The organism is Spirochaetota bacterium, from assembly GCA_004297825.1.
Classification (GTDB): Bacteria; Spirochaetota; UBA4802; order UBA4802; family UBA5368; genus FW300-bin19.
On record SCSX01000066.1, the window covers coordinates 1 to 13,056 of the forward strand.

At 60.2% G+C, this 13,056-nt stretch carries 14 protein-coding genes; 6 read left to right on the plus strand and 8 right to left on the minus strand.

What is annotated here, in order from left to right:
- Positions 1 to 181: 181 nt before the first annotated feature.
- Positions 182 to 1,432 carry a cation:proton antiporter gene (locus tag EPN93_13375; GenBank protein TAL33605.1) on the plus strand — a complete coding sequence of 417 codons (1,251 nt, stop codon included), beginning with the start codon at positions 182 to 184 and terminating at the stop codon, positions 1,430 to 1,432.
- Between the two features lie 89 nt (positions 1,433 to 1,521).
- Here the strand turns inward: EPN93_13375 and amrA are convergent, their stop codons facing one another.
- The gene (gene amrA, locus EPN93_13380; protein TAL33606.1) at positions 1,522 to 2,271 is read right to left on the minus strand and encodes an AmmeMemoRadiSam system protein A; all 750 of its coding nucleotides are present in this window, start codon (positions 2,269 to 2,271) and stop codon (positions 1,522 to 1,524) included.
- Positions 2,272 to 2,536: 265 nt separating this feature from the next.
- Between amrA and EPN93_13385 the strand changes: the two genes are divergently transcribed.
- The 5 genes from EPN93_13385 (at position 2,537) to EPN93_13405 (ending at position 6,028) form a co-directional block, all read left to right on the plus strand.
- Positions 2,537 to 3,637, plus strand: coding sequence for an acetyltransferase (locus tag EPN93_13385; GenBank protein ID TAL33607.1), 1,101 nt, complete (start codon positions 2,537 to 2,539; stop codon positions 3,635 to 3,637).
- 187 nt (positions 3,638 to 3,824) lie between these two features.
- On the plus strand, positions 3,825 to 4,868 hold the full coding sequence (locus tag EPN93_13390) for a hypothetical protein (GenBank protein TAL33608.1): 1,044 nt from the start codon (positions 3,825 to 3,827) through the stop codon (positions 4,866 to 4,868).
- 82 nt (positions 4,869 to 4,950) lie between these two features.
- A complete protein-coding gene (locus EPN93_13395) occupies positions 4,951 to 5,319 on the plus strand; it encodes a hypothetical protein (GenBank protein ID TAL33609.1) in 369 nt (122 codons plus the stop codon).
- 74 nt (positions 5,320 to 5,393) lie between these two features.
- Positions 5,394 to 5,576: a hypothetical protein gene (locus EPN93_13400; protein ID TAL33610.1), complete on the plus strand. Its 183-nt coding sequence runs from the start codon at positions 5,394 to 5,396 to the stop codon at positions 5,574 to 5,576.
- The gene (locus EPN93_13405) at positions 5,573 to 6,028 is read left to right on the plus strand and encodes a hypothetical protein (protein ID TAL33611.1); all 456 of its coding nucleotides are present in this window, start codon (positions 5,573 to 5,575) and stop codon (positions 6,026 to 6,028) included. Before EPN93_13400 ends, EPN93_13405 begins: the two co-directional genes overlap by 4 nt.
- Positions 6,029 to 6,039: 11 nt before the next feature.
- Here EPN93_13405 and EPN93_13410 read toward each other — a convergent pair whose 3' ends face one another.
- The 7 genes from EPN93_13410 to EPN93_13440 are packed head-to-tail and all read right to left on the minus strand — an operon-like array spanning position 6,040 to position 13,049.
- A complete protein-coding gene (locus EPN93_13410; protein TAL33612.1) occupies positions 6,040 to 6,963 on the minus strand; it encodes an ABC transporter ATP-binding protein in 924 nt (307 codons plus the stop codon).
- Positions 6,963 to 8,123 carry an ABC transporter permease gene (locus EPN93_13415; GenBank protein ID TAL33613.1) on the minus strand — a complete coding sequence of 387 codons (1,161 nt, stop codon included), beginning with the start codon at positions 8,121 to 8,123 and terminating at the stop codon, positions 6,963 to 6,965. The genes EPN93_13410 and EPN93_13415 overlap by 1 nt, the downstream gene beginning before the upstream one ends.
- A gap of 1 nt (position 8,124) precedes the next feature.
- Positions 8,125 to 9,282, minus strand: coding sequence for an ABC transporter permease (locus EPN93_13420; protein ID TAL33614.1), 1,158 nt, complete (start codon positions 9,280 to 9,282; stop codon positions 8,125 to 8,127).
- A complete protein-coding gene (locus EPN93_13425; protein TAL33615.1) occupies positions 9,279 to 10,199 on the minus strand; it encodes an ABC transporter ATP-binding protein in 921 nt (306 codons plus the stop codon). The genes EPN93_13420 and EPN93_13425 overlap by 4 nt, the downstream gene beginning before the upstream one ends.
- Positions 10,196 to 10,999 carry an efflux RND transporter periplasmic adaptor subunit gene (locus EPN93_13430; protein TAL33616.1) on the minus strand — a complete coding sequence of 268 codons (804 nt, stop codon included), beginning with the start codon at positions 10,997 to 10,999 and terminating at the stop codon, positions 10,196 to 10,198. The genes EPN93_13425 and EPN93_13430 overlap by 4 nt, the downstream gene beginning before the upstream one ends.
- On the minus strand, positions 10,996 to 12,420 hold the full coding sequence (locus EPN93_13435) for a TolC family protein (GenBank protein ID TAL33617.1): 1,425 nt from the start codon (positions 12,418 to 12,420) through the stop codon (positions 10,996 to 10,998). Before EPN93_13435 ends, EPN93_13430 begins: the two co-directional genes overlap by 4 nt.
- Positions 12,417 to 13,049 carry a TetR/AcrR family transcriptional regulator gene (locus EPN93_13440; GenBank protein ID TAL33618.1) on the minus strand — a complete coding sequence of 211 codons (633 nt, stop codon included), beginning with the start codon at positions 13,047 to 13,049 and terminating at the stop codon, positions 12,417 to 12,419. Before EPN93_13440 ends, EPN93_13435 begins: the two co-directional genes overlap by 4 nt.
- Positions 13,050 to 13,056: the final 7 nt, after the last annotated feature.

Here is a 13,056-nt window from a genome sequence, read left to right on the forward strand (position 1 = left end):
AAGGCGGCGTGCCAGTCCGGTGCAGGATGCACAAATACGGCTGGCCTGCCGACACGAAGGCGGCGTGCCAGTCCGGTGCAGGATGCACAAATACGGCTGGCCTGCCGACACGAAGGCGGCAGGGTCATGCAGATGCACACGATCCGCCGCCCGGCGGATTTTCATTTTTCCGGAGAACCCCATGCTCGACATGTTCACCATTGCCACCGTGTGGCTCGCCCTTGCCGTGCTCTCGACGATACTTGCCAACCGGTTGAAAATCTCCATGGCCCTCATGGAGATATGCGTGGGCGCCGCGGCAGGGTACGCCGCCGCGCGCTTCCTGGACCCCGATATCCTCAGGCCGAATGCGGACTGGTTGAAATTCGTCGCGGGCTCCGGGGCAGTGCTGCTCACCTTCCTCGCGGGGATGGAGCTGGACCCCGCGTCCCTGCGGGAAAAATCCAGGGAGATTTCCCTCGTGGGAACCATTGGCTTTTTCGCCCCGTTCCTCGGCTGCGCGGCGATCGCACATTACCTCCTGGGATGGGACACGCGGGCGAGCCTGCTTGCGGGGGTCGCGCTGGCTGCCACCTCCATGGCGGTGATCTACTCGGTCATGATCGAGTACGGGTTCAACAAGACCAGCTACGGAAAGGGCATAATCGGTGCAAGCTTCGTCAATGATATAGGATCGGTGATCGCGCTCTCGCTCATTTTCGCGCCCCTGGATCACAGGATGCTCGTCTTCGCGCTCGCATCGGCGGCGGCGTTTCTCGTCCTCCCCCGCGTGACGCGCAGGCTCATCAGGATTTACGGCTACGGGACCGCGGCGATACGCACCAAGTGGGTGCTTTTCATCGTGTTCGGCATGGGCGCGCTGGCGCTGTGGGCGGGGAGCGAGGCCGTGCTTCCCGCGTACATCGCCGGGATGGTGCTGTCGGCGACCATCAAGAAGGACGAGCTCTTCGTCCGAAGGCTTCGCACGCTCACGATAGGCTTCCTCACGCCATTCTACTTTCTGCGCGCGGGCGCGCTCGTCTCCCTGCCCGCGGTCGCTGCCGCACCGGGGGTGTTCCTCGCGCTCCTCGCCGGGAAGATCATCTCCAAGGTGTTCTGCCTCTATCCCGTGATCGGGATATTCAAGGAGAGCGCGCGTGAGCGCTGGTACTACACGCTGCTCATGTCGACCGGGCTCACCTTCGGCACGATAAGTGCGCTGTACGGACTGACGCACGGCATCGTCACTGCGGAACAGTATTCGCTGCTGGTCGCGGTGATCATCGGGAGCGCGGTAATCCCCACCCTCGTCGCAAACGCGGCATTCCTGCCGGAGCACCTCCTCGAAGCGCCGGTGGCCGACGAGGAGATGGCGCAGATGGAGACCATTTCCGCGGAAGGCCCGGGATTGGACATCGAGGCGTATCTGAAAGGACCGGCCTCGGAACGTTAGGTAAGCTTATGCATAAGCAGTTCACGGACGCCTGCGGCGCCGATATCAAGGCGAACTGCAAGGCAAAACTCAACCTCGACTGACGCCGCCTAGTGACGCGCACCGCCTTCCGCGAAGCTGAACGTGCGAAAGGTGGACACGCGCGCCCCCTGCCGCCACATGTAGTCGGGAAGCCCGGCTTTCCGGCAGGCCCAGATGAGAAATTCCTCGCGCGAGTAGCCGCGCGCCGATGCGACCTCCGGCAGGAATATGCCGTACTGCCCGTTGTACTCCACCACGATCCCGTCCCTGCCAATAACGATTTCATCGATCGACGCTATGGGCGTATGCGGCGTGATCACCGCGATGTCGATGACGATTTCTTGAAGTTCCGCCGCGGCAAGGGGACCGATGCGCCAGTCCTGGAAGGCGGCCCGGTACGCGGCATCGAGCACCGCGCGGTAGAGGGGCGCCTCGGGGAAGAGCGTCCCCATGCAGGCGCGGAAGGCGCCGTTTTTCGCGAGGGTCACGAATACGCCCGCGGGCTTTTTACAGGGTTCGGGTACATCGTCCGGAGCTATCTGGATTCCGGTTCCCTTTTCCATGTACGATACGATGTTCCCGCGGGCTATTTTAAGCAGGAAGGCCGTATCGGCGGCCGTCAGGCCGAAACCTTCTTTACCAGGCGCCTCAACCGGTAAACGTTCCGAGGCTTTCCCTGGGTTCCGTTCGCCCTGCCCCTGCGAATTACACATCGCAAGCACCATGATGATTACAATAAGACCGAACCTGCCCCCGAAAGCGGGACATTGCCTGAAGTGTATCGCATCCATGTCGAATCCCCGGCGGTAAGCACTCATGATATTTCTACCATAGGGTTTTCAATGGGAAAAGTCCACTCCTTCGGAGAATCGAGCGAATGCAATCATTCGGACACCTTACCCCGGCGATGGCTAGTCCCTGATCATTAAAACCGGTTTATTTGACGTTTGATCCTTGTCCAAAATTAATACCGTCCAACCGGATTTTTTTAATTGACACAAGCCCATCCAGGCTTTTATGTAGAAGCATCCCGCGACCATGGGATGGCATATAGAAAGATTGGGCTCCAGGAGGACAGGTACGATGAAGAGGATTCTGATACTTGTGTTTGTGATGATGTTCGCCGCAGGCGGGATCGCGTTCGCGGGGGCCGCCAAGAGCACCTACCCGGTCGTGTTCGCGCACGGCATGGGCGGTTTCGACGATATCCTCGGCCATTTCTATTTCGCCGACGACAGCGGCGTGTGGGTGGGCGACACCTGCCAGTTCCTGGAAATAGGCTGCAACGAGGACATCGATTCCAACCAGCTGACCCTCGCCGCGTCGGTCACGCCCTTCCAGTCCTCCGAGGTTCGCGGAACGCAGCTTGCCGACCAGATCGAAAGCTACATGGCGACGGTCGGGGCGAGCAAGATTAACATCGTGGGTCATTCCCAGGGCGGCATCGACGCGCGCAAGGCCGCGAAGCTTCTCTACCAGAGGAAGGGCGCGCAGGTCGTCCGGGTAATCGTGAGCGTATCCTCACCGCACCGCGGATCGCCCGTCGCCAAGTACATCCTGGACCAGAAGCCCGGCGTCACCAGCGTCCTTTCCGCGCTCATGGAGATCTACGGCGATATCGTCTACGCACCGGGCAACGACGCCTACGCTTCCCTGAAATCCCTCGTGTATAACGACTACAGCGCGAGCGACGGCGTGACCACGGGCCTTAAGGTTTTTAATACCAACTATCCCGTAAGCTCCACCTACGCGTACCGTTATGCGTCGATAATCACCGGACAGGACGGGTTGAGCGTAAACCCGGCCCTCTATCTCCTGAGCGAGGGATTCTTCGATATCGACGGCGACGGATACTGCACGGACGACTGCGACAACGACGGCGCGGCCGGTAAGGGCAACGGCGTCGCGTCCGGTCCGGACGACGACGGACTGGTGGGCATCAATTCCCAGCAGATGGGATACCGGCTCACCTACACGGAGAATTTATTCGGATTCGACAGCATCTCGACGAACGCGAACCTGGGATATGTGGGGTCGATAAACTATCCCACGTCCGCGCAGATGACCAGTCAGGAAAGCAGGGTGAATCAGGACCACGCCGACGTCATAGGCCTGGGGCCCGATACATTCGACGAACCCGAGTTTTACGCGGCGATCATCAACTACATCGCGAGCTTCGACTGACGTACGCGTATCGGACCCGACGACGTGAACAAGCCGCTTTCGGGCGGCTTTTTCATTGCCGTGCGCCGATTTAAATTTTAGTTTACAGGCGCGCCCCATCACGCAGGCTTTTCCCGCGGGTTGACGGCAACTTCAACCCGGGGAAAATATCGGACATGCCGCCGTACCGGCACACCAGGTGAAACCGATGAAGATGAAAACAGGAATTCTGACCGCCGCCGGGATCGTCGCCGCCGCCGTCGTCGCCATCGTGATCTTCGGCAGGAACGATCCCTCGGCCGACGAGATCAGCAAGAGGAAGAAGGACCCCGTGCGCGTGCGGCAGTTCGACGAGCGTGTCATCGCGGGGATCCGCTTCGCCGATCTCGAGCGCGCGGGAGGGGGGCCCCTGAGCTTCGAGGAGCAGGTCGCGTATCTGCGCCAGCGCTTCGGCAGGAAGATCGCGCACGCGCACACCCAGGTGAGGGTGCTCGATCTGCTCATGCGCCACTGCAGGGAACAGGATGCCGACGGCTGGATCGCCTGCCTGCAGGAATACCTGATCGCCGCGTTTCCCGACCTCGCCGACGAGATGTTCGCGCTGTTCGAAAACTATTACAAATACCAGACCTGGCTCCAGAACAACGAGACCGATCTCAAGGGATTATCGAATAAGGAAAGGAAGCGCCTCCTCTGGGAAAAGCGGAAGGCCCTGTTCGGCGACGCGCTCGCGGAGGAGATATGGGCGGGCGAGATCCGCAACGATTCCATCCTCGATGCGATGGAAAAGATCGACAAGGCGGGCGGCAGCATCCTGGACAAGCTTTCGATGTACAAGGGAAGCATTTCGTCCGCGTACGAGGAGGCGGCGCCAGGATTCGTGAGGACGCACCAGCAGGAGGTGATGGACCGGTTCCTGGGCATGGAATCGGTGCAGGCCGGGCTTTCCGCGATGCCGCCGGATGAAAGGGCGCGCAACCTCCGGGAGGTGCGTAAATCCATGGACATGGACGAGGCGGCGCTGGGACGCTGGGAAGAGCTCGACCGTTCCAGGGACACGCGCTGGGACGCCGGCAGCGCATACATGAGCGCGCGCGCCCGGCTGGAGGAGGAATACAAGGGAACCGTGCCGGAATCCAGGCTCGATGAAATTCGCGCGAAGTATTTCGGCACGGAGGCCGAGGCGATTCGAAACGAAGAGGGCTCCGGATATTTTCGATTCAAGGAAAAGCGCGTATGGGGAAAAAATTGAGCGCCGCGGGAGGGCTTGCGATCGAATTCGCGGCCGGCGTGCTGTTCGCCCGTCCCATTCTCTTGAGAGGTTCGATGCGACCATGAAAAGTATATCGGCCACCCCCCTTCTTCTGATGACGTCGCTCCTCCTCGCATGCTTCGCCGGGACCCTCCCGGGGGATAACTCCGCCCGATGCACGGTCGTCACGGTAGGGGAGAACCTGGAGCGCCATGTGGGTTCCTGCATCGAGGTGACAGGTACGGTATCGAACACGAAATACCCCTCGCTGGGAAATTACTGGATCACGGCCTTCGAGCTAGAGGACTACCGGGGCAAGACCGTCACCGTGACGGGTATCGTGGAAAAGCGGACCGAATCGACCGACGGCGGGTTCACGCAGGGGCGTGAGGGGGAGTACTATCACCTGAAGGTGAAATCGGTTTCCGTCGAAAAATCCGTTGATCGATAGGCGCGCGGCGAATCTTCCGGGGCTTCCCGCCCTAATAACTTGACATGAGTCCCTGTTCGGGATAAATTAATCCGATGAAAACGATCGGACGGAAAAAAATCCGGACCCCGGAGGAAAACCTGCGCCGGCTGGAAGAGCTTGTGCGCGAGGCCGAATTGCTTCGACCCCCGGTAAAGAAGAAGCGCATGGTGATGCGATTCAGAACATGGGATGATCTCTATAAATTCTGCATTACAAGGGCGGCCCGGGGCCTATGATAGATCAAAGCCGTCTGGCGGATATCTGCGCCATCCTGAACCGCCATGGCGTGGTCTATGTCGTGGCCGGGGGATACGCGTGCGCGCTCAACGGCCACGTCCGTATGACGGAGGACATAGACATACTCCTCCTGGACGAAACGGAGAACCTTGAAAAAGCCATTCTCTGCATCCGCGAGATCTTTCCTTCCATCAATGATGAGATAATCGTGGCGGACATACGCGATAACGTGGTTCTGAAAGTCGCGGACGACATCGAGGTCGATTTCAGCATTAAGGCGTGGACAATGGATTATTCCGGAGCGCAATCGGATATCCGGCATCGCGTAATCGATGGCGTCGATATTCCTTTTTTAGGACTTGACTCCCTGATAAAAAGCAAGGACACCCTCAGGGAAATAGACCAGTGGGACGTCAGGGTGCTCAGGGAGATTCAAAAGCGTGGACGCTGATCGCCTCCCGCCTAAACCCCAAGCTTCCTCGCGTTCGTCACGAACACATCCTCCAGGCTCGGCTCCACGCGCTCGATGGTAAACCCCCGCAGCCCGCGCTCCTTCATGAAGCGCCGAAGCTCCTTTTCAAGGGGAAATCCCTTCTCGCAGAGCAGGTGAATATCGCTCCCGAAGATCGCTGCTTCTTTCACATAGGGGAGCCGCGAGACGGCGTCGAAGATATCGATGAAATTATCGGCGCTCAGCGCGAACACGCCGTATCCGAGCCCGTCCTTGAGGGCCTGCGGGGAATCGAGCTCTATGATCTTCCCGGCGATGATGAGCGCGATGCGGTCGCAGTGCTCCGCCTCGTCCATGTAATGCGTAGTCACGAAGACGGTCTTGCCCTCGCCGGAAAACTTGTAGATGAGGTCCCAGAAATTTCTCCGCGCGAGCGGGTCGACGCCCGACGTGGGCTCGTCAAGGAAGAGCATGGGCGGATCGTGCAGGATGGCGCCGCCCAGCGCAAGTCGCTGCTTCACCCCGCCGGGAAGTTCCTTCACGAGCGAATTTTTCCGGTCGCCGATATCGGCCATTTCCATCGCGAGCGCCATCCGCTCCTTGAGGCGTCTTCCGGACAGCCCGTACACGCTCCCGAAAAATTCCAGGTTTTCCATCACCGTGAGATCCTCGTAGAGCGAGAAGCGCTGCGACATGTAGCCTATGCTCTGCTTGATCGCGTCCTGGTCCGTGACGATGTCGTGACCGCCCACGCGTCCCCTGCCCTCCGTGGGCGCGAGGATGCCGCAGAGCATCTTGATGGTCGTGCTCTTTCCCGCGCCGTTGGGGCCCAGGAACCCGAATATCTCGCCCTTGTTGACCTGGAAGCTCACCGCGTCCACCGCCGTGAAGTCCCCGAACCTCTTTGTAAGCCCGCTTACCTCGACCGCATTCATCAGTCCATCCCCCTTTTAAATCTGCGCACCGCGAAAAAGAGCATGATCGAGCCCAGCACGAAGAGCGCGACGACGTCATGCCAGAGATGCGCGGGTCCCACGCCCTTCAGGAACACGCCCCGGATGATATCGATGAAGTAGCGCAACGGGTCCGCAAAGGTCACGACCTGGATCACCGGCGGCATCGCGTAGATGGGAAACATGAAGCCGGAAAAAAGGATGGCAGGCAGGAAGAACAGGAAGGTGGAGAGTACCGCCTGCTGCTGGGTGCGCGATATTGTGGAAATGAAAAGTCCCACCGCGAGATTGCACATGATGAAGAAGGCGCTCGCGAAAAGGAGAAACAAAAAGCTCCCGTTGAACGGCACGCCGAAGTAGCCGATAGCGACCATCGTGATCACGATAATGTCGACAAAGGAGACGATCGCGAAGGGGAGCATCTTGCCCACGATGAATTCCGCGGGCCGGAGCGGCGACACGGTAATCTGCTCGATGGTGCCTATCTCGCGCTCCTTTACCACCGCCATCGAGGTGAGCATGATGCTGATGAGCGTGATAAGAAGGCCCAGTATTCCCGGCAGGTAAAAATTGCGGCTGGCGAGGTCGGGATTGAAGAGGGCGCGCTCCTTGAGCTCCACCTGCTGCTTGAAGCGCACCCCTGCGGCCCCGCGGCCCGCGATCATCGCACGCACATTCTTTTCCAGGAATCCCATGGAATAATCCCCCGCGATCGCGTTCACGTAGGACATGGCGACCGAGGCCCTCACGGAATCCGACCCGTCCAGGACAAGCTGCACACCGGCCCCCCTCCCCGCGCGCACGTTTTTCTCGAATCCCTCCTCGATGTGGAGGAACAAGTCAATCTGTCCCGTATCCATGAGGTTCTCGAGCATTTTCTCAGAATCGGCATACGCATAGGGGAGAAAGTAGCCGGACGCCGTGAATTTTTCCACGAACGCCCGGCTCTCGGAGGATCTATCGCGATCGAGCACGGCCATCCTGATATCCTTGACGTCCGTGATGACGGCGTACCCGAATATGAGAAGCATGAAGACCGGCGACGCGAAAAGTACGCCCACCATGCGCCGGTCCCGGAAGACCTGTTTGAATTCCTTGACGAGCATGCTTTTTAAAATCGCCGCGCGGACGAAGCGTTCCATGTCAGCCCCCCTTCTCCGGCAGCGTGAGTCTGAATTTTTTGATGCTCACGGCCATGACCAGCGCGGTGAACAGGAACAGGAACACGACCTGCGACCAGAGAAGGCTCGCCCCCACGCCCTTGAGCGCGATTCCCTTGATGATCGCGATAAGATACTTCGCGGGTATGACGTAGGTGATCACCTGGATCACGAGCGGCATGTTGTTGATGGGAAATATGAATCCCGAGAGCATGAACGACGGCAGGTAGGTCACCATGATCGCGACCTGCACGGAAAGCACCTGCACCCTCGTGGCCGCCGATATCATGATCCCCAGCCCGGAGGTCCCGGCGAGGAACAGGAGCGCGAGCGAGGCCAGCTCCACGAAGCTCCCCTTCAGGGGAATGCCGAACACGAAATACCCGATCGAGAGGGTCACCACGATATCGAACATCCCGAGCAGGAGGTAGGGTATCAGCTTGCCGATAAACACCTCGTAGGGCCGCACCGGGGTGGTGATCAGGGTTTCCATGGTGCCCCGCTCCCACTCGCGCGAGATGGTGAGCGAGGTGATGAGGGCCGATATGATCGCCATGATGATCGCGATGAGCCCCGGCACGATGAAATTCTTGCTCTGGAGCTCCGGGTTGTACCAGATGCGGCTGCGCACGTCCACGGGCACGCGGATGTCGGTGAGGCCGGCGCGCTTGAGCTCGGCAATCTTCATGTCCTGGTTGAAATTGAAGATGATGGACTTCACGTAGCCCATCGAAACCATGGACGAGGTGGAGTCGGACCCGTCCGCGATGAGCTGCACGTCCGCGGGCTTCCCGGACTGGAAGCGCTTCTCGAAGCCGGGCGGGATGACGAGCGCCATCACGATGGCGCCCGAGTCTATGAGCTCGTCCACCTCCCGGTTCGATTCCGCATAACGGAGAATGCTCAGGTACTCGGTGTGGGAGAACTTCTCCACGAGCCTGCGCGAGAGCGCGGACCGGTCCTGGTCCAGGATCGCGGTGTTCACGAGCTTTACGTCCATGGTGAGCGCGTAGCCAAAGAGAAGCAGGAGCAGCGCGGGTATCCCTATCGAAAGGAGCAGGCTCCTCAGGTCCCGGCGTATCTGCGTCCATTCCTTGTCCGCGAGGGCCAGTATCCGCATGAGCGAACGGTTCAGTTTCATGGCGCCACCCCCCCCGAGATGATTTCCACAAACGCGTCCTCCAGGCCGGGCGTGGTCTCGCGGAACGAAACGACCTTTATCCCGCCCGCGGCCAGCGCCTTCCGGATCCCTTTTTCCGCCTTCCGCGCGTCATCGACGAAAAGCCTGAGCCTCCGGCCCGCCATCATCACCGCGCGGAACTCGTCGATGTGCGAGAGTGCTTCCTCCGCGCGCCGCGGATCGTCGGTGACGAATTCGATGAAGGGCTTTCCTATCCCCGCCTTCACCGCGCGCGGGCTTCCCGTCACGATGAACCGGCCGCCGTACATGAGCGCGATCCGGTTGCAGCGCTCCGCCTCGTCCAGGTAGGCGGTGCTCACGACGATGGTCACGCCCTCGCCCAGCAGGTCGTACAGTATGCGCCAGAATTCCCGGCGCGAAACCGGGTCGACGCCGTTGGTGGGCTCGTCCAGCAGCACGAGTCCCGGCGCGTGGACCAGGCAGCACGCCAGACCCAGTTTCTGCTTCATGCCGCCGGAGAGCTTTCCCGCCAGCCGGTCCCTGAACGGCTCGAGCCTCGAAAACGCATAGAGCCGCGGCAGGCGCGCGCGAATCTCCTTCCCGGTCACGCCGTAGAGCCTTCCGAAGAACCGGATGTTCTCCTCGACCGTGAGGTCCTCGTAGAGCCCGAACCGTTGCGGCATATAGGCAAGTCCCTCCTTGATCTCGTGGGCGTGTGTACGCGAATCCAGCCCGCTAATCGCGACACTTCCCCCTGAGGGCGTGAGTATCGCCGCGATGAGTCTTAGAAGCGTGCTCTTCCCCGCGCCGTCCGGTCCCACGATTCCGAATATCTCCCCCCGCTCCACCTTCGCGGTCAGACCGTCCACCGCGGTGACGGGGCCGAAGCGCTTCGTGAGGTTGGCGATCTCGATCACTTTTCATCCCCCGTGTATATCACCGCGTCCGCGGGCATCCCGGGCTTGAGGGCGATATCCGGGTTCATGATCGCGATCTTGACCTCGAAGACGAGCTTCACCCGTTCGTCCTTCGTCTGTATGGTCTTGGGGGTGAACTCGGCCCGGTTCGAGATTGCGGTCACCTTTCCCTCGAACGGCTTCCCGGGGAATGAATCGACGAACACGTGCGCCTTCTGTCCCGGCTTCACGAAGCCAAGCTTCGTTTCGTTCACGTATATCTTTATGTAGACGTTTTTCAGATCAGCGAGCGTAAGGATGGGGGAACCGGGAAAGGCCATCTCCCCCACCTCGAGATTGCGCTCGAGCACGTGGCCCTCGATGGGGGCGTAGATAACGGCGTTCCCGATCGTCGCGGAAACCAGGTCATAGGCGGCCTTCGCAACGCGGTACGCCGTCTCGGCGTTATCCAGATCGCGGTTTGAGGTCGATCCGGACCCGAAAAGCTCGCGCACGCGCACGAGGTTCCGCTCGGCGTTCGTGAAGTTCGCGAGGGCGGAAAGCCGCTGCGCGTTCAGCTCGTCATAGTCGAGCTTCGCGACGAGCTCGCCCTTTTTCGCGCGCGCGCCCTCGTCGAAGGGAAGCTCGATCACCCTTCCCGCGATCTTCGAGCTGATCTCTATCTCGGTGACCTCGATGGTACCGGAGCCCTCGATCCTGCCGCCGTCGCCGCCCAGCCGCCGGAAGACCTCGAAATAGAGTATGGCCGATACTACGACCACGGCCAGGATTACGATGGGTACGATCTTCCGGTTTTTCATTGTGCGTCCTCCATGATTATTTTCTCGTCGTCGGTGCCGATTTCCCTTTTAAGCTCGGCGAGCGAGGTGAAGTAGCTGTTGACGGAGTTGATGTAACCCGTCCGCGCGTTCGTGAGCGCGAGCTCCGCCGACAGCAGCTCCGCGTTCTTGATGACGCCGGCGCGGTAGCTCTCCTTCGCGATGCGAAGGCCCTCCTCGGCAGTCGCCACGTTCTCCCGCTGAGACCGTATGGTATGGTAGGAGGTCACGAGCCTCGAATAGCTCGCGCTCACCGATATTCCCACGAGCGCCCTGATCTTCGCGAGCTCATCCTCGGCCTCCCGCACCTTGAGCTCCTCCTCCCGCCCCGCGGCCCGCGTGGAATCCCAGGGATTGAGCGCGCCCCAGCGGTAGGTCGCGGCCACGCGCACCTGCCAGGTGTTCTGCCAGTCGCTCGTGCCGGTGATCGAGGACATGTCCGGTGTAATGGTGTTCGGTCCCACTTGAATCGCTAAATCGGGCGCATTGGGAAGCAGTTTCGTCATCCCGTACGAGCCGCCGATCGTGAACGTGGGCCACAGGTAGTACGCGTCCTGGATGCCTTCCGCGTTCTCGGCCATCTCGCGCTTCTTTTGCAACTGGATCACCTCCGGACGGTTCTTGAGCCCGGCCCGCACGAGGCGCCCGGTCTTTACGCGCGCGTCCCCGGCCGGGAGGCGAAACTCGTCCCGCTTGAGCACGGAATCGTCCGCCGCGTAACGGTCGCCCTCGGCCCCCAGGTGGTAGTTGAAGGTGTCGAGGCACACGCGCCAGGCGTTTTCCGCCTCGAGCAGGAGCGGCTCCTGGCCCTGGTACTGCACCTGCGCCTGCAGGAGCTCGAACCGGGGAACGCTTCCCGTGCGGAAAAGGTTTTCCACGTCCTTGAGGTTATTTTTCAAGAGTTCCCTCGATTCCTTCCTGAGCGTGATCACTTCCCCCGCGAGCAGCAGATTGAAGTAGCTCTTTATCACGTTATACTCGATCTCCGCCTTGATTCGCCGCGCTTCTTCACGGGCGACTATGAGCGCCTTGCGCGAAAGCTGTAGCGAGTTGTAAAACATGCCCGGGTTGATCCCGAATTTTAGCTGCACGAAGCGCAGGTCGTACTGTCCGTCCGAAAGGCTCATGGCGCCGCTCTCCGCATACTGGCGCTGGAGGGATGCCTCGGATTCGAGCACGGGAATGAGCTGGCCCCATACCCCGCCCACCCTTTCTTCCGCCTCGCGAAGCTTCAGGGACGCGATGCGGTGATCCCGGTTGCTTTCGAGCGCGACGCGGCGCGCCTCCTCCAGCGATATCTTCTGCGGCGCCGCGCTTTCGTCCGCGCGGGTACGTGAGGCCAACGTTCCCATCGCCAGGACGAGGATGGCGCACAACGCCGCAATTTTGTATCGGTCCCTCATGCCGGTTCCTCCCTCTTTTCGATTCCATGCTTGAGTATTCCCATGAAGTTTTCCTTGAACTCCTGCAGGTGATTTTCGTGGAACAGGACGCCGTGAATATCGGCCCCCTCGGTCGTTATCCGAAACAGGTTGAAAAAGACGACGCCCCCCACGATCTGGAGCATCGTGTAGTACGGCTTGATATCGCGGATGAGCCCTTCCGCCTTCGAGCGCTCGATGAGCGGGATGATGAGCTCCATCATGGGCGTGAGCAGTACCGGTATCCCCACCTTCCGGAAATATTTTCCGCCGCTCGATATCTCCCTGATCATTACCCGGATGAAACTGCGATCGAGCCCGTGAATGTAGACGATATAATTTTCCAGGATCGTGTAGAGCGCGTCCAGGGGGCTCCCCTCGCTCGGCATGATGCTCTTGACGTAGCCGTAAATCCCCTGGAAAAGGTTATTCAGGATGCGCTCGTAAAGCGCCTCCTTGCTCTTGAAATGATAGTAGATCATCGCCTTGTTTACCTTCGCGCGGGCCGCGATCCGATCCACGCGCGCCCCGTCGAATCCGTGGCCGGCGAATTCCTGGAGTGCGGCCTCCAGCACCTTGTCCTCCGTCGCGATTTTTTCTTTCTTTGGCATGTTCCCT